The organism is Chryseobacterium suipulveris (genome assembly GCF_022811685.1).
In the GTDB taxonomy this organism is placed as follows: domain Bacteria; phylum Bacteroidota; class Bacteroidia; order Flavobacteriales; family Weeksellaceae; genus Kaistella; species Kaistella suipulveris.
In genome coordinates, this window is the sequence record NZ_CP094532.1 from 594,172 (window position 1) to 615,418 (window position 21,247).

Annotated in this window: 18 protein-coding genes and 5 tRNA genes; 20 read left to right on the plus strand and 3 right to left on the minus strand. The window is 40.9% G+C overall.

Annotation, left to right across the window (positions count from 1 at the left end; translation table 11 throughout):
• Window positions 1-19: 19 nt before the first annotated feature.
• A complete protein-coding gene (locus MTP09_RS02800; protein ID WP_243550396.1) occupies window positions 20-1,000 on the plus strand; it encodes a glycosyltransferase family protein in 981 nt (326 codons plus the stop codon).
• 303 nt (window positions 1,001-1,303) lie between these two features.
• The gene (locus tag MTP09_RS02805) at window positions 1,304-1,711 is read left to right on the plus strand and encodes a hypothetical protein (RefSeq protein ID WP_243550397.1); all 408 of its coding nucleotides are present in this window, start codon (window positions 1,304-1,306) and stop codon (window positions 1,709-1,711) included.
• A gap of 59 nt (window positions 1,712-1,770) precedes the next feature.
• On the opposite strand, the gene MTP09_RS02810 is transcribed toward MTP09_RS02805, so the two are convergent.
• A complete protein-coding gene (locus MTP09_RS02810) occupies window positions 1,771-4,926 on the minus strand; it encodes a UvrD-helicase domain-containing protein (protein ID WP_243550398.1) in 3,156 nt (1,051 codons plus the stop codon).
• A gap of 51 nt (window positions 4,927-4,977) precedes the next feature.
• Entirely contained in the window at window positions 4,978-5,262 is a 285-nt protein-coding gene (locus MTP09_RS02815; RefSeq protein WP_243550399.1) for a GIY-YIG nuclease family protein, read from the minus strand.
• 402 nt (window positions 5,263-5,664) lie between these two features.
• On the opposite strand from MTP09_RS02815, the gene rpsU reads away from it, so the two are divergent.
• The 12 genes from rpsU to MTP09_RS02875 all read left to right on the plus strand — a co-directional run bounded on the left by rpsU (window position 5,665) and on the right by MTP09_RS02875 (window position 15,595).
• The gene (rpsU, locus tag MTP09_RS02820) at window positions 5,665-5,862 is read left to right on the plus strand and encodes a 30S ribosomal protein S21 (RefSeq protein ID WP_243550400.1); all 198 of its coding nucleotides are present in this window, start codon (window positions 5,665-5,667) and stop codon (window positions 5,860-5,862) included.
• Window positions 5,863-5,936: 74 nt separating this feature from the next.
• Entirely contained in the window at window positions 5,937-6,818 is an 882-nt protein-coding gene (locus MTP09_RS02825; RefSeq protein WP_243550401.1) for a tyrosine-type recombinase/integrase, read from the plus strand.
• A gap of 3 nt (window positions 6,819-6,821) precedes the next feature.
• Entirely contained in the window at window positions 6,822-7,112 is a 291-nt protein-coding gene (locus MTP09_RS02830; protein ID WP_243550402.1) for an HPF/RaiA family ribosome-associated protein, read from the plus strand.
• Window positions 7,113-7,216: 104 nt separating this feature from the next.
• Window positions 7,217-7,290, plus strand: a tRNA-Thr gene (locus MTP09_RS02835).
• A gap of 15 nt (window positions 7,291-7,305) precedes the next feature.
• Window positions 7,306-7,388: transfer RNA gene (locus MTP09_RS02840), tRNA-Tyr, on the plus strand.
• An 82-nt stretch (window positions 7,389-7,470) separates the two neighbouring features.
• Window positions 7,471-7,543, plus strand: a tRNA-Gly gene (locus MTP09_RS02845).
• 92 nt (window positions 7,544-7,635) lie between these two features.
• Window positions 7,636-7,707: transfer RNA gene (locus MTP09_RS02850), tRNA-Thr, on the plus strand.
• Between the two features lie 73 nt (window positions 7,708-7,780).
• Window positions 7,781-8,464, plus strand: coding sequence for a response regulator transcription factor (locus MTP09_RS02855; RefSeq protein ID WP_243550403.1), 684 nt, complete (start codon window positions 7,781-7,783; stop codon window positions 8,462-8,464).
• Window positions 8,461-9,810 carry a HAMP domain-containing sensor histidine kinase gene (locus MTP09_RS02860; RefSeq protein ID WP_243550404.1) on the plus strand — a complete coding sequence of 450 codons (1,350 nt, stop codon included), beginning with the start codon at window positions 8,461-8,463 and terminating at the stop codon, window positions 9,808-9,810. Before MTP09_RS02855 ends, MTP09_RS02860 begins: the two co-directional genes overlap by 4 nt.
• A 283-nt stretch (window positions 9,811-10,093) precedes the next feature.
• Entirely contained in the window at window positions 10,094-11,338 is a 1,245-nt protein-coding gene (locus tag MTP09_RS02865) for a TolC family protein (protein ID WP_243550405.1), read from the plus strand.
• Window positions 11,339-12,433 carry an efflux RND transporter periplasmic adaptor subunit gene (locus MTP09_RS02870; RefSeq protein WP_243550406.1) on the plus strand — a complete coding sequence of 365 codons (1,095 nt, stop codon included), beginning with the start codon at window positions 11,339-11,341 and terminating at the stop codon, window positions 12,431-12,433. It abuts the gene before it with no gap.
• Between the two features lie 54 nt (window positions 12,434-12,487).
• Window positions 12,488-15,595 (plus strand): efflux RND transporter permease subunit, encoded by a 3,108-nt coding sequence (locus tag MTP09_RS02875; RefSeq protein ID WP_243550407.1) that lies wholly within the window; start codon window positions 12,488-12,490, stop codon window positions 15,593-15,595.
• Window positions 15,596-15,653: 58 nt separating this feature from the next.
• Here MTP09_RS02875 and MTP09_RS02880 read toward each other — a convergent pair whose 3' ends face one another.
• Window positions 15,654-16,298, minus strand: a complete 645-nt coding sequence (locus MTP09_RS02880; RefSeq protein ID WP_243550408.1) for a very short patch repair endonuclease — start codon at window positions 16,296-16,298, stop codon at window positions 15,654-15,656.
• A 603-nt stretch (window positions 16,299-16,901) separates the two neighbouring features.
• Here MTP09_RS02880 and tuf point away from each other — a divergent pair.
• From tuf to MTP09_RS02910, 6 genes are all read left to right on the plus strand, one after another.
• A complete protein-coding gene (gene tuf, locus MTP09_RS02885) occupies window positions 16,902-18,089 on the plus strand; it encodes an elongation factor Tu (protein WP_243550409.1) in 1,188 nt (395 codons plus the stop codon).
• A gap of 54 nt (window positions 18,090-18,143) precedes the next feature.
• Window positions 18,144-18,214, plus strand: a tRNA-Trp gene (locus MTP09_RS02890).
• 13 nt (window positions 18,215-18,227) lie between these two features.
• Window positions 18,228-18,431, plus strand: a complete 204-nt coding sequence (secE, locus tag MTP09_RS02895; protein WP_243550410.1) for a preprotein translocase subunit SecE — start codon at window positions 18,228-18,230, stop codon at window positions 18,429-18,431.
• A 14-nt stretch (window positions 18,432-18,445) separates the two neighbouring features.
• Window positions 18,446-18,988: a transcription termination/antitermination protein NusG gene (gene nusG, locus MTP09_RS02900; RefSeq protein ID WP_243550411.1), complete on the plus strand. Its 543-nt coding sequence runs from the start codon at window positions 18,446-18,448 to the stop codon at window positions 18,986-18,988.
• Window positions 18,989-19,189: 201 nt separating this feature from the next.
• Window positions 19,190-20,170 (plus strand): SDR family oxidoreductase, encoded by a 981-nt coding sequence (locus tag MTP09_RS02905; RefSeq protein ID WP_243550412.1) that lies wholly within the window; start codon window positions 19,190-19,192, stop codon window positions 20,168-20,170.
• A gap of 161 nt (window positions 20,171-20,331) precedes the next feature.
• Window positions 20,332-21,069 carry a DinB/UmuC family translesion DNA polymerase gene (locus MTP09_RS02910; RefSeq protein ID WP_243550413.1) on the plus strand — a complete coding sequence of 246 codons (738 nt, stop codon included), beginning with the start codon at window positions 20,332-20,334 and terminating at the stop codon, window positions 21,067-21,069.
• Window positions 21,070-21,247: the final 178 nt, after the last annotated feature.

Below are 21,247 nucleotides of genomic sequence, written 5' to 3' on the forward strand. Positions count from 1 at the left end.
TAAATATTAGTTTTGTGAAATGAAGATCCTTTACGCCATTCAGGGAACCGGAAACGGACATGTGAGCAGAGCGCGGGAAATCATTCCCTTTCTGAAAAAACATGGCGAAGTCGATCTGCTGATCAGCGGAACACAGGCGGAAGTCGGTTTGGAGGATCCCGTGAAATACCGTTTCAACGGATTTGGATTCGTTTTCGGAAAAAATGGCGGTGTCGATTTTGCGGAGACTTGGCGGCGGTTTGATTCCTTGCAGTTTATCAAAGACGTAAGAAACCTTCCCGTTAAAGATTACGATTTAGTCATTAATGATTTTGAGCCGGTTACAGCTTGGGCGTGTAAATGGAGGCGTAAGAAATCTGTCGCGATGAGTCACCAATCGGCTTATCTTTCCCCAAAAACCCCACAGTTGAAAGGTTTCCATTGGGGAAAAGTGATCATGCATAATTATGCTCCTGCAAAAAACCCCGTCGCTTTTCACTTTGAAAGATACGACGACTTTATCAACACTCCCGTTATCAGAAGCGAAATCCGCAATTTGTCAACTCGGGATTTGGGTCATTACACGGTTTATCTTCCCGCCTATTCCGATGAGTTTATTCTCGACCAGGTCAATAAAATTCCAAACTCCAAATGGCAGATTTTCTCCAAACATTCCACGGAATCCTATCAAAAAGGCAATGCTGAAATTTTTCCTGTAAGTAACGAGCTGTTTCAAAGATCTTTAGCCGATTCCACTGGACTTTTGACAGGGGGTGGTTTCGAAGGTCCAGCTGAAGCTTTGTTTCTGAAAAAGAAGGTTTTGGCGGTTCCGATGCACAACCAATACGAGCAGCAATGCAACGCGTTGGGATTGGAAAAATTGGGAGTTCCCGTGATCTGGAAGGAAAGTGAATTTGCACACAAACTCAAAAGTTGGGTTGAAAGCGATGAAATTGTTCCAGTAAATTTCCCCGATGAAACCGAAGAAATCGTTCGAAGAACGGTTGAAAGATTTTCTTAGATTTTACCATTTTTATCAACTTTAGTTCGATTTATAGTTTCCTGAGTTATCAAAATTCTCGGTATTATTGGCAATGGCGGAACTTAAGATTCCCAATGAAATAAACCTTAATTTGCTCTTTTTAGGGACGGGGTAATCAAATTTAGGTTTATTTCATAATTCAAAAAATCTCTCAGTATTGTGTTTTGTCTTTCTAAAGTCCTTTTTTGAGACTTTAACAAAACTTTAGTAAATAGTCTTTTAACTAAGCCGATCTAATCACATCAAAAAGACAAATAACAATACTAACAAAATATTCAACAAATGAAAAAGTTAATTTTAAGCGCCGCTTTCGTAGCATTCGGAACTTTTGCAATGGCGCAGCAAACGGGAAAAATGCAGAAAGACCCAGCTCAAATGGAGCAGAAGAGAGCAGAAAAATTGAAAATGATGCAGGCGGATTTAGGGCTTTCTGACGCACAGGTTGCCCAAATCAAAGCATTACAGGACAAAAAAAAGGCGGAAAGAAAAGCGATGGCTCCACAAATGCAGGCAGAAAGAAAAGCAAAAATGGAACAGTGGAAAGCTAAAAAAGCACAGCACGAAGCTGAAATGAAACAAATTTTGACTCCTGATCAATTCCAAAAATGGCAAGCTAAGAAACAGGAAAATATGCAGAAAAGAGGCAAAATGATGAAAGATATGCAGATGAAGCGTACGCAGGTACAATAAACAAGTTCATAATTTTATTTTTAAGTGTGAAGGGCGGGAATTTTTTCCCGCTCTTTTTTTTAAACATAAACCAGCGCGGTCTCGATCACTTTTTTGCCCAATCGCTCCAAAACCGTTTGGTAAGTTTCAAGCTGAAGTTGGTGTTTTTCCTCTTCGTCGCCCGTCTTAAAATCAAGGATGATGTAACCATTTCCAGTATCGATGATTCGGTCGGGACGATACATTTTCGACTCGCCGTTTTCGGAAATCATGATGTCTTTTTCATTGATAACCATTTGGTTTTCAATAAAATATTTTGAATATTTTTCGTTAGTGATGATGCTGAAAATCCTTTCGGCGGTCGCTTCTTTTTCAGCCGAAGTGATGATTCCGTCCATCAAATAAGAATCCAGGACATTCTCAACATCTTGTGCAGAATTGATCTTCGCCAGAATTTCGTGGGTGAAAATTCCGATTCGAACTTTCTCCACGCGTTTTTGGTAACTTTTTGATGGCGTTGCAATTTTTATTGCGTCAGGATTTTTCTCTTTTTCAGGACTAAAGTCGATTTTTAATGTTTCGAGTTCCGGCCTTTTCTTTACGGTTTGTTTTTTTAGGGTTTCCGCGGAAACATCGTATAGATCAAACGACGAAATTTCTTCTCCCGCTTCAGTTTTCGGAATTTTTTCGGTGATGAAATCATAAATCTCAAGATGGTTTGTGGATTTGTTGGGTTTTTCAAGATAGAAGAAAAGCTGTTCGACAGGTCGTGTTGTCGCAACATATTGCAGGCAGAATCGGTCGATCATATTTTGGTACACATTCTCGCGGTTGAATTTTTCCAAATCGGAATCGTAGTTTTCCAGCTCTTTCGCAAATGGGGAAACGTTCACAGAAGCCAGTCCGTTTTCGTTTTCCAGATCGAGCCAGTTCGAGAATTTCCCGTCTTTATTGCTGTTTTCCATTGGCAGAAATACGATCGGGAATTCCAAACCTTTCGCTTTGTGAATCGTCATGATCTGTATCGCATCCAGGTTTTCTGATGCTTGAATCGTCGTCGATCCTGCTTCTTCGTCCCAATATTTTAGGAAGTCTTTCAGTGTCGAACCCGCGTTTTGAGTATAGCCAAAAACCATCTCAAGATAGTTGAAAAGGAAATCGGTTTCCTTATCCTTTACCGAAAACTCCTGAAGGTAATGCTCCACGAAATTATAGAGGTTCAGTTCAGGGAAGTCGTTGCTTTTCAGTCGGATTCCATATTTGTTTTCAATAAAACTTTCCATTTCGGGCTTGTTTCCGAGCTTCAACATTTCAAGCATTTCGGTCGTGAAATCTTCCACAGCGATTCTCCCCGAAATTTTCAGGTAATAAAGCATTTTCACAGGAAACTGAAAGTTTTTCGGGTGTTGCTCCCAGCGAAGAAATTCCGTCAAAGCCAGAAGTGTCGGCGAAAGATTCAGCGTGAGTCCGGATTCCGAGATGGTTTTAATGAAAACTTCCTCACCGTTATAGTTTACTTTCAAATTCCCGAGAAGCTGCGAATAACTGAAAATGTCAAAATTCCCACGGCAAAGAATCGTGATGTCCGAAAACTTGAAACCGTTGTCCAAACATGATTGGATATCTTCCTGCATTTTCGCCGCGACTTCTTCGTAATAAATTGCTTTGGTTGCGTTTTCGATGAGGTTGATGCGAACTCTGCCGTCAAAATCTGATTTTGCCGTTTGATGGGAATCGGCAAAGATTTTTCGGTGTTCTTCCTCCGTAAACTGCGCCATAAACTGGTACAGCTCGTTGTTAAATTTCACGATATTTTTTGCGCTTCGCCAATTGTTTTTAAGATTTTCAGGATGTGCGAAAGTTTGTGTTTTTTCTTTCTTGTTAATGATGTCGAGCATCAGCTGCGAATCGCCGCCACGGAAACGGTAGATGCTCTGTTTCGGATCGCCGACCAAAGTGAAGGTCATATTTTCCTGCGAAACGGCGTGATCTCTTAACGGCAGAAAATTTTTCCATTGAATCAAGGAGGTGTCCTGAAACTCATCAAAAAAGTAATGGGAAAATTGAGTTCCCACCTTTTCATAAATGAACGCTGAAGGTTCTTTGCGAAGGTTTTCATGGATTAGGACGTTGAATTTCGAAAGTAGAACTAGGTCGTTTTCTTCCTCGATTTCGGCGAGCTTGTCCTGAATTTCCTTGTTTACTTTTAAAGGTAGAATAGCTCCCAGAATTTTTTCCTTCTTTTTTTGAAAGATGTAGTTGTCGATGATTTTCTGACGGTTATCGATCAGATAGTCAATGATTTCGAGGATTTCATTTTGTCTGTTTTTTGCTTTGGATGATGCGCCTTTTCTGTAATTTTCTTGCACAGCAGCTTCGTCGGTTGGAAATGGGAATTTGTCTTTATTAATAAAATGTCCCAGAACATTCTCGAAGAATTTGCCGATGGTTCCTCCGCTTGCACGTGCAAAATCATCTGCGCTGAGGTTTTTTTCTTTAAGCAAGTCCAAAGTTTCCTTGGCGATTTTAACGGAATCTTCCCTCAGATTCTTGATACTCTGTCGTAAATTTTTCTTGGAATTTTCATACGATTCCCAATCGAAATCCCTGTTTTTGTCAAGTTGGAAGAAATGTTTGTCCTGCACATATTCCTTCGCAGAGCCATAAAGCGCTTTGCTCAGATTGATGCGGTCCTCGTTTTCCAAGCTGTAATCCACATAATCCATAAACGCGTCGGAAATGGTATTTTCACCGCCGATTTCATCCAGCATCTTATCGACCGCCTCGATCAGAAAAGGTTCGGGATTGATTTCTAAATTAAAGTTTTGCGCCAAACCCAACTCATGTGAAAAACTCCGCACCAGTCGCGAATTGAACTTGTCGATCGTGCCAATATTTAAAGTCGAGTAGTGGTGAAGAAGGTAATCGAGTGTTTTTTTTGAGCGGAGATGCAGTTCCTCAAGCGAGACATGGACTCCCCCGTTTTGAAGTTTTTGCTGAATTCCGAGCAGGTCATCGTTGTTTTCATAATCGGGTTTAATGAAATTTTTCAACCACTCGATGATGCGGTGCTTCATTTCATTTGCCGCCTTATTGGTAAAGGTGAGCGCCAAAATATTCCTGATTTTTTCGTGTTGGTCAGGATATTTCAGGCAGATTGCGAGCAGGTTTTGAACCAATGAATAGGTTTTGCCAGATCCCGCGGAAGCATTGATGACGGTGTAGTTGTGGTTCATCGCTAATTTTTAGATTTGAATTCGTGGATTATTTTTAACCTGTTCTGAAAATCATAACTTTCTACTTATAAAACCGTTTTCAGTTACCAAAATTTCCCATTGAGGGTTTACTTTATTGATGAGGTTTTCTTTTTTCTGTCGGTTCCATTTTTTAATCTCTTTTTCCCTCGTGATTGCTAAATCGATACTTTGAAACTCCTCATAATAAATGCAATATTCAAGGTTGTATTTTTCGGTGAAGGAGTTTTTAAGCAAATGGTTTTTATGTTCGTAAATTCTTCTGTGCAAGTCGTTTGTTACGCCAACATAAAGTGTTGTGCGATTTTTGTTTGTCATTATAGATGAATCCTATTTTGCTCATTTTTGTTTCTTTTTAATGAATCACATTGTAAATAATCAGATTTTTCACTTCTGTTTTCATGAGATTCCTCGCTTCGCTCGGGATGACTCGTCATCATTTTGGGGTTGCGTGGGGATTTAGCGGCGGCGAAGCCGCCGCTAAATCCCCATCTTTAATATAAAACGCGTCCGTCATTTCGAAACACCGCAGGTGATGAGAAATCTTTTTCATTAGTAGCGTCATAGGCACTACTGGAGAGCAGGTGGTAAGAAATCTACTTTTTATTAATAAATTTTTGAGATGTCGCTTTCTTGATAATAAGAGTTTATAAAAATAAAAAATAATTTGCCATTCCCGAAAAAAATCTTACTTTTGCAATCCAAAATGAGATGTAAAATATGTTAATTATCCCAGTAAAAGATGGCGAAGCTATCGACAGAGCACTAAAAAAATACAAAAGAAAATTCGACAAAACAGGTGTTGTAAGAGCTTTAAGAAGCAGACAACAGTTCATTAAGCCGTCTGTAACAAAAAGACAGGCAAACCTGAAAGCTGCCCACAAACAGAGAAATCTGAGCAAGGAAGAGCAGGCATAAGCCGAAATTTTCTACACGAAATACTAAAATCACTTTTCGAATAGTTATATTTGAAGAGTGATTTTTTGTTTACTATGGTTGAACGGTTTTTGGAATACATTTCTGTTGAAAGACGCTACTCGCCAAACACGGTGATCAGCTATGAAAAGGATTTGAAGGACTTCTCGGTTTTTCTGCTTGATACAGAATCGCACCAGGACTTTTCGAAGGTTGAAAAGAAAATCATCCGCAACTTCATGGTGGAGCTGAGTGAGAAAAAAATCTCCAAGCGTTCCATTAACCGAAAGCTTTCGTCGCTTCGGAGTTTTTATCACTTTCTATTAAAGGTCGGCGAAATCGAGGTTTCTCCCGTTGAAAGTGTCCAGTCACTTAAATTTTATGCCGATAAGCAGGTTCCGTTTTCGCGAGAGGAAATGGATAATCTTTCGATCATTGAAAATATTCCAAAAGGCGGCTCATTTCTGAAAGAGCTTATCATCGAAACCCTATATCAAACCGGAATGCGTCGTGCCGAACTGATCAATCTGCTTTTAGAAAACGTCGATCTTAACCAAGGTGAAATAAAGGTGATCGGCAAAGGAAACAAGCAGCGAATCATCCCGATTTCTGACTCGCTTATCGAAAAATTCGAAAAATATTTAGAGGAAAGAAAACCGCTGAAAGAAAGCGAATTGTATTTTTTTGTTAACGAAAAAGGCAAAAAACTTTACGACAAATTTGTCTATTCTGCAGTTAATTCTTACCTTAGTCTTGTTACTTCAAAGAAGAAAAAGAGTCCCCATATTTTAAGGCACAGTTTTGCGACGCACGTCTTAGGAAATGGGGCTGAAATTTCTAAAGTGAAGAAGTTGATGGGGCATCAGTCGCTTGCATCAACGCAGGTTTACACGGATGCCAATATCGAGCAACTTAAAAAAGTGTTTAACAGCGCTCATCCGAGAGCAAAAAAAATGTAGATTATGAAAATTAAAGTTCAGTCAATGGGATTGACACCACATGCACCACTTGAAGAGTATTTAGAAAAAAGATTAGGCAAACTCGAAACTTTTTATGATAAAATCCACGGCGTACAGGTTTTCTTGAAAGTTGAAAACAATAACGAGAAAGAGAACAAAACTGCAGAAATCAAGCTTGAAGTTCCTGGTGACGATATCGTGGTGAAAAAGACTTCGGCGTCATTTGAAGAAAGCATCGATCTGTGTGCTGAAACTGCTAAAAAGCTGCTAATCAAGAAGAAAGAGCTCGCTTAAAGCATAGTGCCAAAATTTTTTAAAATTTATTTGTAGATTTCAAAAAAACTCCCTTATATTTGCACTCGCAAAAAGAGATAAGAAGTTCTTTTGAAATCTATTTTGCCTCCTTAGCTCAGTTGGCCAGAGCACGTGATTTGTAATCTCGGGGTCGTGGGTTCGAATCCCTCAGGAGGCTCATTTTTGTAAAATTGGGGAGATTCCAGAGTGGCCAAATGGAGCAGACTGTAACTCTGTTGTCTTACGACTTCGCAGGTTCGAATCCTGCTCTCCCCACATTTTATGAAAAAATATTTGCAAATCGAAAAATTAGTTTTAAATTTGCAAACCGTTTACCAACCAATTTTGTAAACAAAATGCGGAAGTAGCTCAGTTGGTAGAGCGTCAGCCTTCCAAGCTGAATGTCGCGAGTTCGACCCTCGTCTTCCGCTCACAGAAATCACAACCAACAAACGGCTTGTGATTTTTTTTTAAGATTCCGAATTGAAATCTTGATTTTTGAATCAGGAATTTTGAATGAATTGCCGACTTAGCTCAGGGGTAGAGCGCTTCCTTGGTAAGGAAGAGGTCGTGAGTTCAAATCTCATAGTTGGCTCTGTAGAAAATCTCTCATTTTATGGGAGATTTTTTTTTATAAATTCCTTATTTTTGTTGTAAATTCTTTGCAAATGAAGATCCTTTTATTGGAAGACGACCTGATCCTTTCCGCCGAGCTGAGCAAATTTTTGGAAAACAACAACTTCGAGGTGAAGAAGGTTTACGACGGGGACCTCTTTCTGCGGGAACTTCGGCAGAACCAGTATGATATTTACCTTCTTGATATTAATGTACCGAAAATCAACGGGTTAGATGTTTGCGAAAAAATCAGGGAAGAAGACAAGAACACGCCTATCATCATGATTTCTGCTTACGGTGATCTTTCCGACAAAAAAGATGCTTTCAACCGACTTGCAGACGATTATCTTGTAAAACCTTTCCAGTTTGAGGAACTGCTGATGAGGATGAACTCCCATCTTCGGAGAAAAAGTACGTCCAACACCGCCACTGACGAAACAATTACCATCGATGATTTGAACATCAATAAAACAGAGCAGAAAGTTTTTCGTGGTGGAAAAGAAATTTCGTTGACCGTGAAGGAATTCCAGCTGCTGCTGCTTCTTGCCGAAAATCCGGGAAGAACATTTTCCAAACAGCAGATTTCGGAACTGGTTTGGCAGCACAACTTCAACACCAATACCAATACGGTGGAAGTGTACATCAACTTTCTGAGAAAGAAAATCGACAAGGATTTTGATGTGAAAATGATCCATACACGATCCGGATTCGGCTACTTCCTGAAACCTCAAAAATGAACATTAAGAACAAAATAGCGCTGAACCTCAGTTTGCTTTTTTCTGTTTTTCTGGGGTTGCTCCTGATCATTATTTACCTGTTTTTTGCTGAATTCCGAAAAGACGAGTTTGTGGATATTCTGAAAGACAGGATCTCGACGGTTGCCAATTATTTTGACGAAGATGGAGACAAAGGAGTTGACGTGTCAAAGATTTATAATACGCCGACTTATTCCATTCAGCAGGAAGAAATCCTGGTTTTTAACGAAAAATTCGATTTGATTTATAGCAGTCTCAAGGACCAAACGGTAAACTGGGATCGCGCGGATTTGGAGGCGATGAAGATAGACGGTGTGGTGTACCACAGTGACAAGAACAGTGAAGTGTACGGAGAAAAAATTAAGAAGAATTACTTCCTGATCGAATCTGCCGACATTTTGGGTAAGGAAAAATTGTCATATCTCGGTACTTTGATGTTCGTTTCGTTCTTGGTTGCTTCCGCATTGGTCTGGGTTCTGAGTTTTCTTTTTGCAAGAAAAATGATGGCGCCTCTGGATATTTTCCAGGAAAAAATCACGCGGATTTCTGCAAGTAACTTAACTGACCGATTGCCCGAAACCGACAAAAAAGACGAGATTAATCTTTTAGCAAAAGTATTCAACACGATGCTCGGAAGGATCGACAAATCCTATTCTTCCCAAAAAGAATTCACGGCGAGTGCTTCCCACGAAATCAAAACTCCTTTGACGAGGATGGCGTTTCAGCTGGAGAATCTGTCCGAACTCGTCAAAGAAAACCCCGAAACCAAGAAATACATCCGCGGAATTTCCGATGAAGTGTATCAACTTTCCGACACGGTGAACTCGCTGCTTCTACTTTCGAAATTGGAAGAGGAACACCTGAATGAAGAATTTGCCGATGTGCGGATGGACGAGGTTGTTTTTGATGCTTTCGAAAATGTCAGAAAAAACTTTCCCGATTTCGAGCTGAATTTCAACATCAGTGAAGAAAATGATTCAGGTGATCTTACTGTGAAGGGAATCAAACCGCTGTTGGATATCGTGTTCATCAATCTATTCAAAAATGCCTGTCTGTATTCCCATAAACATGAAGTAGAGGTTGAAATTGGCGAAAATGAAACAATGCTTACCGCAAAAATAAAATCCCACGGCGACTTGATTTCGGAAGAGGATTCACAAAGGATTTTCAACGCGTTCAAGCGGGGCGAAACTTCATCACAGAAATCGGGTTCCGGTTTGGGATTGCGGATTTGCAAGCGGATTCTGGATTTTCATCACGCCAAAATTTCTTACCAAGCCGAAGCTCCAAACTCCAACATCTTTATTATAGAATTTCCGCTGACTTAGAGTTTGTTTAAACTTTATCCAAAAAATTTTGCCGGAAATTTTCTTTTACCCCTTCCGATAATTATCGGAACTAAAGGGTGAAAAATTTCCTTCAAAATAAACATAAATTTGCTCCCTGTCTGCCGACAGGCAGGTTTTTTGGGTAGGGATAATCAAATTTAAGTTTATTTTGAAAATCTAAACACGCATTTAGTTTCCCCCACTATTTAAGGTTTTTTTAATCTTATTTAAAGACGCTTTTAAGGTAAAAACCGAAATTTTGCACTCATTAATTCGATGATTAATGATGAGAAAATTTTTCGTGTTGGCTCTCTTAGCGCCGGTCTTCTTTTTTTCACAACAATCCAGGACTTTGCAGCAATGTGAGGAAGCTTTCATTAAGAACAATCTTCTGCTGATCGCGCAACAGTACAACATTGATGTAAATGATGCCGATATCATGCAGGCAAAAATATGGGATTTGCCGCAGGTGAGTTTTCAGGCCAATCTTATTGATCCCAATAAACCGAGTTTTCTAAATCTTGGCCCTTCAAAAAGTGTGGGCGTTCAGCAACTTTTTTTACTCGGAGGCAAGCGAAAACTTGAGGTGGAATTTGCAAAATCCAACAAGGAACTCGCGCAGCTTCAGTTCAACCAATTATTGGTGGATTTAAAGGCGCAACTGCGGGAAACTTTCTACTCCCTTTATTTCGACCAGAAAAAAATCAAAAATATCGATAATCAGTTGGGTTATATGAATGACCTTCTGAAAGCATACCGTGTACAGACTGCGAAGGGAAATATTTCATTGAAAGACCAGGTTCGTCTCAACACCATTGTTTTAAGTTTGAACAACGACCGGATCCAGATCAACAACGAAATCGTTGCCCTAAATCAAACGATGATGACTTTAACAGGTGATCCACAAACCATTGAACCAGAAATCTCTATCGAGGAAGAACGCGAACTGCTGAGATCTGCACCGCTTCAAAATCTGGAAGAACTTCAACAGAAAGCCCTCGAAAATAATGCTGATTATCTTTTCAGTTTGAAGGCCATTGAAAACAACAGAGCCAATTACAATCTTCAAAAGTCGATGAATATTCCGGACTTAACTGCTGGTTTACAGTGGAATCAAGCGGGTGGACTTTACCAAAATGAAATCAACTTCGGCGTGGGAATTCCGATTCCGCTGTGGAAACGAAATGAGGGAAATGTGAAAAAAGCGCAGATGCAGATCGAGCAGGCGCAAAAAAATACCGACTACAAAAAACTGAGCTTGATGAACGCGGTAACTTCTGCCTATCAAACGTGGGAAAACCAATACCAAATGTACGAACGAATGCCGCAGAAAGACATCCAGGATCTAGAAACCGTATATAAAGGTATGACCGAGAATTTCCGAAGAGGAAACGTGACGCTGATTGAATTCACCGATTTTATGGACAGCTACAAACAGGCAACGCTGCAACTGTTTGAAATCCAGAAACAAATCCTGATTTCAGCCGAAGAACTCAACCGACTTACCCAAACCAAAACCTTTAATTAAATGAACCCAAAATCAAATATTTTACTGGCTTTAACTACAATAATCCTCGTCGCTTGTGGAAAATCTGAAATAAAGAAGGAAGAGCAGCATGCGGAGAAAGGATTCGTCATCAGCAATACGATGATGAAAGGGATGACGTTTGCCGAAGTTCAGAAAGAATACATCAGTGATGAAACCCGTTTCTTTGGAAAAATCGGAGCGGACCGAAACCAGTACATCGACATTTATCCTTTAGTGGGCGGAAATGTACTTTCGGTGAATGCAGAGTTGGGCGATTATGTGCGAAGAGGACAGGTCTTGGCAACAATCCGTTCAACGGAAGTTGCTGGTTTTCAAAGGGATTTGAGTAATGCAAGAACTGAATTAGCCGTTGCGGAAAACAACCTGCGCGTTGCGAGAGAAATGTACGAAGGTAAACTCAGCACCGAAAAAGATGTGTTGGAAGCAAAAAGCCAGGTCACTAAAGCGCAGGATGAGCTGAGAAGATCGCAGCAGGTGAGTCAGGTGTACAACGTGCGAAACGGAAATATTTATTCGGTAACGTCACCGATCAACGGTTATATCGTACAAAAAAACATCAATAAAGATATGCAGCTCCGAAGCGACCGAAGCGACAATATTTTCGATGTTGCCAATACTTCCAACGTTTGGGCGATCGTGAATGTGAACGAAAGCGACATCAACAAAATCGCGATCGGAATGAAGGCGGAAGTTTCCACGCTCATTAATCCAGAAAAAATTTACTACGGAAAAATTGACAAAATCTTTAAGATCATTGACCCCGAAACCAATTCGATGCAGGCAAGAGTAGTGCTCGACAATACCGACGGCTCGCTGATTCCCGAAAGTAAGGCGACCATAAAAGTAACGAGTACCGAAAATACGACTGCACTCACCATTCCAAAATCGGCTATGATTTTTGACGATAACAAATATTTCGTCGTGGTCTTCAAATCGCAAAACAATATTAAAGTACACGAAGTAAAAGTCCTGAAGCAAACCGACGACAAAGCATTTATTTCGGAAGGAGTCTTCGAGGGCGACAAAATCGTGACCACCAATCAGCTGCTTTTGTACAGAAGTTTGAATGAGTAAGAAGTAGAATAACCGAAACCGAAAATCTTCAACTTCAAAATCTAAATTTCTCCAATGAACAAATTCATTAAAAATATCATCGCTTTTTCCCTTAAAAACAAGGCGTTTACCTTTGTTTGGGTGGGAATTCTGGCGATTGCGGGCTTCATCAGTTTCAAGAATATGCCGATCGAGGCGTTCCCCGATGTAACCAATACACAAATCGTGATCATCACGCAGTGGAACGGAAGAAGCGCCGAAGAAGTGGAGCGTTTTGTGACAACGCCGATCGAGCTTTCGATGAGTTCGGTGCAGAAAAAAACCAGCGTTCGGAGTACGACGATGTTTGGACTCTCTATCATTAAAATCATTTTTGATGACGGTGTTGTCGACGCTTTCGCAAGACAGCAGGTGAATAACCAACTCAGAACCATTTCGCTTCCCGATGGAGCGGAACCCGATGTGCAGCCACCTTATGGACCGACCGGTGAAATTTACCGATATATTTTGAGCAGCCCGAAAAAGGATTCGCGAGAATTACTCACTTTGCAAACCTGGGTTGTTGACCGTGCTTTACGGGGAATTCCGGGAGTTGCGGATATCAACGTTTTCGGTGGACAGCAGAAAATTTTCGAACTCAGCATTGATCCCAGAAAACTCGATCAGTATAATTTGACGACTTCACAGGTTTATGATGCGGTTTCAAAAAGCAACCTGAATGTCGGCGGTGACGTGATCGAAAAAAGTGGGCAAAGCTACGTGGTGAGAGGAATAGGTTTGTTGAAAACCATTCAGGATATCGAAAATGTAACCATCAGAAACGACCACGGAAATCCGATTTTGGTGAAAAACGTGGCGACTGTTGACGAAGGTTCTTTACCAAGAGTGGGACAAGCCGGCTTTAACGATAAAGACGACGTCGTTGCAGGTACCATCGTTATGAGAAAAGGTGAAAATCCCGTAGAAGTTCTGCAATTGGTGAAAGCCAAAATCGAGGAGCTGAATAATAAAATTTTACCGAAAGATGTAAAACTCGTGACCTTCTACAACCGCGAAATGCTGATGGATTTTACCACGCACACCATTATGCACAACCTGATCGAGGGAATTGTTTTTGTGACCGTAATCGTGTTCCTCTTTATGGCGGATTGGCGCACCACGCTGATTGTTTCGATTATTATTCCGCTTTCGCTGCTGTTTGCATTTTTATGTTTAAAGATGATGGGAATGAGCGCCAACTTACTCTCGCTCGGAGCGGTGGATTTCGGGATCATCATTGACGGAGCCGTCGTGATGGTCGAAGGAGTTTTTGTAATGCTCGATCACAAGGCGAAAAAATACGGAATGGAACGCTTCAACAAACTGGCGAAAGGCGGTTGGATCAAAACTACCGGAACAGGTTTGGGTAAAGCGATTTTCTTTTCTAAATTAATTATCATCACCTCATTACTCCCGATTTTCTCATTCCAGAAAGTGGAGGGAAAAATGTTCTCGCCGCTCGCATTTACTTTAGGTTTTGCATTAATGGGCGCTTTACTTTTCACGCTGACTTTAGTTCCAGTGCTTTCACATATTTTATTGAATAAAAACGTGAAGGAAAAACACAATCCATTTGTACTTTTTTGGGAAATAATTGTGGAGAAGGGTTTCAACATCACCTTTAAACAAAAGAAGCTCAGCTTGATTATCGCATCCGCATTCTTGGCAGTTACACTTTTTTCCGCCAAATTCCTGGGTACGGAATTCTTGCCTCCATTAAATGAAGGCGCACTTTGGATTACCGCAGAAATGCCGATGAGCACCAGTTTGAACGAATCGCTGAAAACTACCGATAAACTGAAGAAAACGATTTTGACATTCCCGGAAGTTACCGGAGTTTTGGCACAAACCGGGCGAAGCAACGACGGAACCGACCCGAACGGATTTGGATTTGTGCAGTTTGGCGTCAACCTAAAACCTAAAGATGAATGGAGCAGAAAAATTACGATGGATCAGCTCATTGAGGAAATCGACGGAAAACTGAAAGAATATCAAGGGATTACGTTTAATTATTCGCAGCCGATTTCTGATAACGTGGCAGAAGCTGTCGCTGGTTTCAAGGCGGAAAATGGGGTGAAAATTTACGGGGATAATCTCAATACCCTCGATAAATACGCAAAACAGGTTTTCAATATCATCAAAAATGTGGACGGTGTTAAAGAGCCAGGAATCATCAAAAATATTGGTCAACCCGAAGTAAGCGTTGTTCTGGATCGCGATAAAATGGCGATGTACGGAGTTGCACTTTCTGATGCGCAGTCGGTGTTGGAAACGGCTTTCGGTGGAAAAACTGCCTCCGAACTTTTCGATGGAGAAAGAAAATTCGACATCCGAATCCGCTACGCAAAAGAGTACAGAAAAGATGAAAACGACATCGCGCAACTGATGGTTCCTACGCAAGTCGGAACACTAATTCCTTTAAGGGAAATTTCGGAAATCCATTCCGACAACGGTGCCGCGTTTATTTACCGCGACAATATCAAAAGGTATATCGGTATTAAATTCTCGATCCGTGACCGCGACTTGGGAAGCACGATTGCCGAAGCTCAGAAAAAAGTTGCCCAGATCAAACTTCCCGACGGTTACACGATCGGTTGGACCGGCCAGTTCGAAAACCAGCAAAGAGCCACAAAACGTTTAGGACAAGTGGTTCCGATCAGTTTGGTCATGATTTTCTTCCTGCTGTTTATTCTGTTTGGGAACTTGAAAGATTCACTTTTGGTATTGGCAAATGTACCTTTTGCACTAATCGGCGGAATCATCGCGCTCCATTTAACGAGGATGAATTTTGGGATTTCGGCGGGGGTTGGATTTATCGCGCTTTTTGGGATCTGTATCCAAAACGGGGTGATCCTGATTTCGGAATTCCACCAGAATATCAAATCAGGGATGGACGTTGCCGCAGGAATTTTAGAAGGAGTGAAGGTGAGAACAAGACCCGTCGTAATGACCGCATTAATGGCTTCGATCGGTTTGATGCCTGCAGCGCTTTCTACCGGAATCGGCTCCGAATCGCAGAAACCATTGGCAATCGTCATCATCGGTGGTTTGGTTACCGCAACAGTTTTGACATTACTGATATTCCCGATTATCTTCTGGATTTTCAACAGAACGAAAAAGACGGAGATTTTTGTGAATGATTAAAATGGGTGTGGTAAAGATTGTGTGGACAAATGTTTCCGTCGAACCACTTCGTTAGGTTTCACGATTTGTCCGTACTTGTACCGTATTGCAGTAATTCTTCCGCAATTTTTAGGGTGATTTCTTCTTCTGGATATTTTTGGTGGAGGAGTTGGCGGGTGTATTTGATGGCGTTTTTCTTCAGTTCTTGCGGGAATTCTTCATTCTTGCTCGAAAGGTAATTCAGGATGAGGTTTTGCTTTTGGGTATTCCTTTGCTGTTTCCTCAAAAGCTTTTCTTCCTCGATTTTCTGCTTTTTGAATTCTACGACTTCCTTCACGAATTCGGCGATTTCATCCACTTTCTTTTTAATGTCGCTTTCCCAGAAACGGAGTACGGTCCAACCTTCGCGCTGCAGCTTTTTATTGACTTTGAAATCTCTTTCCAGGTTTCTCTCGATTTTCTCGAACCAGAACGCGGCATTTACGCCAATCTTTTTTCGGCGGGTTTCCCAATCTTTTCCGTGCCAGAAATCACCATCGGCAAAAATCGCGATTCTGTATTTGGTGATGGTGAAATCGGGTGTTCCGTAAACTTTCCTGTTGTTTTTCCTAAACCTTAAGCCATTAGCAAAAAGTGCTTTACCCAAAAGGATCTCGATTTTCGTTCCTTTGGATTTGTTGTGCTGCATACTTTTTCGGCGCTGTTCGGGAGTGAGCTTGTCCATATTTATAGTAATGAATAATTGCCATCAAAAATAAGATAACTCGTAGTGCATTATATATTTGCCACGAATACACGAATATTATTAAAAACGATGAATTTTTTTTCAAATTTTCTCGATTAAATGAATGACCTGCATTCAAGTTATTGAAGTGAAATGGTTTCACTGATGATATTCAAATATTACCTAATTCGTGCATTGACTACGTCGAATTTTCAATTTCGTGGTCAAGCGTTAATATTTTGATATTTAGTTGCTTAGTTTTCGATTGATAATGCACTACGGGTAATAAAGTAGATTTTTCAGCATTAAATTCTGGGGTTTATATTTTGAAATGGAGTGAAGGAGGACTCTATAAAATTGAAAAGGTTATCAAAGAGTAAACGATTTCTTTCATATAAAGTTTTCATAAAACATCTCTGAGTCAACCGACTTAAAATTAAATTCCCTAAATTTGCAGTCCTGCTTTTAGGAATTTTTTTGGTTGCAAAACGCTGGAATTGAAGATTGGGAACTTTTTTTTAGGAAATGGTTTTTGATTTTCAAAATTTCACTATATTTGCACACCGAAAAATTAAATAATTAATTAAATAAATAATTTAAATCATGGCAAAGGAAACGTTTAATCGTAACAAACCGCACTTGAACATTGGTACCATCGGTCACGTTGACCATGGTAAAACTACTTTGACAGCTGCTATCTCTAAAGTATTGGCTGAAAAAGGATTGGCACAAATGAGAGACTTCTCTACAATTGACTCAGCTCCTGAGGAAAAAGAAAGAGGGATCACCATCAACACTTCACACGTAGAATACGAAACTGAAAACAGACACTACGCTCACGTTGACTGTCCTGGTCACGCCGACTATGTTAAGAACATGGTTACCGGTGCTGCTCAAATGGACGGAGCAATCCTTGTGTGTGCTGCTACAGACGGACCTATGCCGCAAACCAGAGAACACATCCTTCTTTGCCGTCAGGTAAACGTACCAAGAATCGTTGTTTTCATGAACAAAGTTGACATGGTAGATGACCCTGAATTGTTAGAGCTTGTTGAGCTTGAATTGAGAGACCTTCTTTCTTCTTACGAATACGACGGAGATAACTCTCCAGTAATCCAAGGTTCTGCTCTTGGTGCACTTAACGGTGAGCCAAAATGGGTTGCAACTGTTGAAGAACTGATGGATGCTGTAGATACTTGGATCGAGCAGCCGGTAAGAGAGCAAGATAAGCCATTCTTGATGCCGATTGAAGACGTATTCTCTATTACTGGTAGAGGTACTGTAGCTACAGGTAGAATCGAAGCGGGTGTTATCAACTCCGGAGATCCTGTGGACATCGTAGGTATGGGTGATGAGAAATTGACCTCTACTGTAACAGGTGTTGAGATGTTCCGTAAAATCCTTGACAGAGGAGAAGCTGGTGACAACGTAGGTCTATTGTTGAGAGGTATCGAAAAAACCGACATCAAGAGAGGTATGGTTATCGCTAAGCAAGGATCTGTGAAGCCACACAAAAAATTCAAAGCTGAGGTTTATATCCTTTCTAAAGAAGAAGGTGGTCGTCACACTCCATTCCACAACAAATACCGTCCTCAGTTCTACGTAAGAACTACTGACGTTACAGGTGAGATCTTCTTGCCAGAAGGAGTAGAGATGGTAATGCCAGGTGACAACCTTACTATTACTGTAGAATTGCTTCAGCCAATCGCTCTTAACGTAGGTCTTAGATTTGCGATCAGAGAAGGTGGTAGAACAGTTGGTGCAGGTCAGGTAACTGAAATCCTAGACTAATCGTCTACATATAAAATAAAGTTCCGTAGGGAAACTTGCGGAACTTTTTAATCTACGGGCATCGTCCAATGGTAGGATACCGGTCTCCAAAACCGTTGATCTGGGTTCGAATCCTAGTGCCCGTGCAAAAATAAGATAATGAGCTTAGTTGATTTTATTAAAGGTTCTTATACCGAATTTAAAGACAGGGTGGAGTGGCCGAAATGGCCGGATCTGCAATCCTCAACGATTGTAGTAGCTGTGGCAACGGTAATTTTGGCTTTGTTTACATTTGCAGTGGACTCTGCTTTTAGTGAAGCAATAGCCAATTTCCTCGCGCTCTTTATCAACCTCTTTAATTAAAATTATTTTTCCGAATGAGTGACTTGAAGTGGTATGTTCTGAAATCCATCAGCGGGCAGGAAAATAAGGTGAAAACCTATATTGAGAATGAAATGAAGCGGCTTGGTTTCGAAAGTTTCGTGACACAGGTAGTTATTCCTATGGAGAAAGTCATCCAGATGAGAAACGGGAAAAAGGTGCCAAAAGAAAAACCGTACTATCCCGGTTACCTGATGGTTGAAGCAAACCTTGTCGGAGAAATCCCACACATCATCAAAAACATTCCCGGTGTAATTTCGTTCCTGAGCTTGACCAAAGGCGGTGATCCCGTTCCGATGAGAAAAGCAGAAGTCAACAGAATGCTCGGAAGAATGGATGAACTTTCCGAATTCGCAGTGGAGCAGGCAATTCCGTTCGTGGTTGGAGAAAATGTAAAAGTGATCGACGGACCATTCAACGGTTTCAACGGTACGATTGAAAAACTCCACGAAGACAAGAAGAAGATCGAGGTTTCTGTAATGATCTTCGGTAGAAAAACTCCGATGGAGTTGAGCTATATGCAGGTAGAAAAAGTGTAATGCTTAAAGAAATATTTATTGAAGACTGTTCGAAGAGCAGTCTTTTTTTATGGATTAATCTTTATTGAGCGCGTGGATTGTTTTTCGTTTTTTTGCTGTTTGCGGAGTGTCTTTGAAATTTTAGAGATAAAAGCATGAATCATAAACGGAATAAAAATTGGTGCATCTTATTTATTCAGTAGCAATTACAAAATAATCATTATGGAAAATATTCAGTCACTAAAAGGAAAAACGGTAGTCATAACGGGAGGTTCGAGTGGAGTAGGAAGAGCTGCTGCTGAAGCTTTCGCTTTGGAGGGGTGCAATGTTGTAGTCGGATCGAGAGGAAAGGACGCTTTGGAAGATACAGTTGCTTTATGTCGAAGTTTGGGAGCGGTTGCACTCGGTGTTCCCACTGACGTATCGGTTTATGAAGATGTTCAGAATTTGGCGGAACAGGCAATGCAGTTCAACGGACGCATTGATATTTGGATCAACAACGCGGGAGTAATGGCAAGTGGAAAATTTGAGGATATTCCCATCACCGTTGCCGAACAGGTCATCAAAACCAATCTTTTTGGATATATGCACGGCGCATACGCTGCGCTGCCCATTTTCAAAAATCAAAATGACGGAATCCTCATCAACAATGTTTCCATCGGCGGGTTTATGCCCGCTCCTTACAGTGCAGCATATTCTGCCACGAAATTCGGAATTCGCGGAATGATGGAGTGTCTTCATGGCGAGATTTCGGATTTCCCAAATGTGCATATCTGTAATCTTTATCCTCAAATTCAGCGTTCGACGGGAAACAGCCATTCTGCAAAATATTCAGGCCTGGATTTTAAGATTCCTCCATTCGCTGCAGATCCGCGAGATACTGCGGCGGAAATGGTGAAACTTGCGAAAAACCCAAAAACACACACTTTTCCGGATGCCGCTTCTTTTCTTCTAAAAAATATTTATGGCCTTTTCCCAAAAACGATCATCAACACAGCATCCGCAGGAATGAGACTATTGATGAAAACAGTTGACGGTCCGGAAACCAACGGAAATGTCATGGTACCTTCTTCTGTTCCACACAGAATCTATGGCGAAACTATTTTGCCGGTGCCTTCACGTAAAACCAAAAGACTCGCGTTGGCTGCAACACTGGGAACTGCAGCGTATTTTCTGTTTAAGATTTCAAAAGGAAAGAAATAACTGGTAATCCGTTTGGAAATTGCCGTCAACAACTTCAAGTCGTCCTGAAAATGGGCGACTTTTTTTTATCCACAATTAAGGGCAGTTTTTAATTAATCCTGATAACTTTGTAAGAAACCTTCTACGGATGTTTGCCCTTATCGATTTGCAATAATTTCTTTGTGAGCTGTGAGAGGACTTTAGACCGAAGTCTTGAGGGGCAACCTGTTGTCGTATTGTCGAATAACGACGGATGTTTTGTGTCGAGAAGCAATGAGGCCAAGAAACTTGGGGACGACCTGCTCCGGAAACCTGAAATGTGGGTGCACCAAATCATGGGAATTCATGGAACGAGGATGGTGCGCGAACTTCAGGGGATTCCGCAACTGGTTCTAGAAGAGGCGCCTTCCGCAAAACAGTCGATCGCGACCACGAGAAGTTTTATGGAAATGATTACGGATAAAGAGAAGCTTCGGGAAAGGATGAAAACTTTTGCGTTTTCCTGCGCCGAGAAACTTCGCCGACAAAATACCTGCGCCAAAAAGATCACGGTTTTTATTTACACCAACCGTTTTCGCAAAGAGTTGGGAACGTATTATGGCGCGCTTTCCTATACTTTTCCGAATCCTAGCAGCTCGTCGGTGACGATTTCAAAGGCGGCGGATTTGTTGTTTGAGGCGATTTATAAAGACGGCTTTAGTTATAAGAAAGCGGGTGTCGTGGTTTCAGATTTTGCGCCCGATAATGAAAGATTGATCAGTCTTTTCGAAAAAGATGTGGAACAGAAACACATCCCTGTAATGAAGGCGATGGACTTCCTCAACAAAAAATATGGAAAAACAAAATCCGTCTCGGCTCCCAAAGCGGGAAACCTTCTTACGAACGAAAAATCCTCTCGCCCGAATACGAGGAATTCCTGAAACATAACACGCTTCCCGAAGCGAATTTCAGATTTCATTGATTCGGGAATTCATAGAAATAAAAAAACAAATCTTTTGATTTTTAATCAATTACTTGTTTGCTGTTCCGAAAATTATTCCTACTTTTGCAACCTCAAATATCGTAATGTGAGGTGAGATAAACATTGCGGTAGAATAA

Coding starts and splice junctions, on each gene's coding strand:
- MTP09_RS02875 (WP_243550407.1), top strand. CDS start 12,488: ATGAACAAATTCATTAAAAATATCATCGCTTTTTCCCTTAAAAACAAG.
- MTP09_RS02810 (WP_243550398.1), bottom strand. CDS start 4,926: ATGAACCACAACTACACCGTCATCAATGCTTCCGCGGGATCTGGCAAA.
- rpsU (WP_243550400.1), top strand. CDS start 5,665: ATGTTAATTATCCCAGTAAAAGATGGCGAAGCTATCGACAGAGCACTA.
- MTP09_RS02860 (WP_243550404.1), top strand. CDS start 8,461: ATGAACATTAAGAACAAAATAGCGCTGAACCTCAGTTTGCTTTTTTCT.
- secE (WP_243550410.1), top strand. CDS start 18,228: ATGAGCTTAGTTGATTTTATTAAAGGTTCTTATACCGAATTTAAAGAC.
- tuf (WP_243550409.1), top strand. CDS start 16,902: ATGGCAAAGGAAACGTTTAATCGTAACAAACCGCACTTGAACATTGGT.
- MTP09_RS02825 (WP_243550401.1), top strand. CDS start 5,937: ATGGTTGAACGGTTTTTGGAATACATTTCTGTTGAAAGACGCTACTCG.
- MTP09_RS02870 (WP_243550406.1), top strand. CDS start 11,339: ATGAACCCAAAATCAAATATTTTACTGGCTTTAACTACAATAATCCTC.
- MTP09_RS02830 (WP_243550402.1), top strand. CDS start 6,822: ATGAAAATTAAAGTTCAGTCAATGGGATTGACACCACATGCACCACTT.
- nusG (WP_243550411.1), top strand. CDS start 18,446: ATGAGTGACTTGAAGTGGTATGTTCTGAAATCCATCAGCGGGCAGGAA.
- MTP09_RS02880 (WP_243550408.1), bottom strand. CDS start 16,298: ATGGACAAGCTCACTCCCGAACAGCGCCGAAAAAGTATGCAGCACAAC.
- MTP09_RS02865 (WP_243550405.1), top strand. CDS start 10,094: ATGATGAGAAAATTTTTCGTGTTGGCTCTCTTAGCGCCGGTCTTCTTT.
- MTP09_RS02800 (WP_243550396.1), top strand. CDS start 20: ATGAAGATCCTTTACGCCATTCAGGGAACCGGAAACGGACATGTGAGC.
- MTP09_RS02905 (WP_243550412.1), top strand. CDS start 19,190: ATGGAAAATATTCAGTCACTAAAAGGAAAAACGGTAGTCATAACGGGA.
- MTP09_RS02805 (WP_243550397.1), top strand. CDS start 1,304: ATGAAAAAGTTAATTTTAAGCGCCGCTTTCGTAGCATTCGGAACTTTT.
- MTP09_RS02815 (WP_243550399.1), bottom strand. CDS start 5,262: ATGACAAACAAAAATCGCACAACACTTTATGTTGGCGTAACAAACGAC.
- MTP09_RS02855 (WP_243550403.1), top strand. CDS start 7,781: ATGAAGATCCTTTTATTGGAAGACGACCTGATCCTTTCCGCCGAGCTG.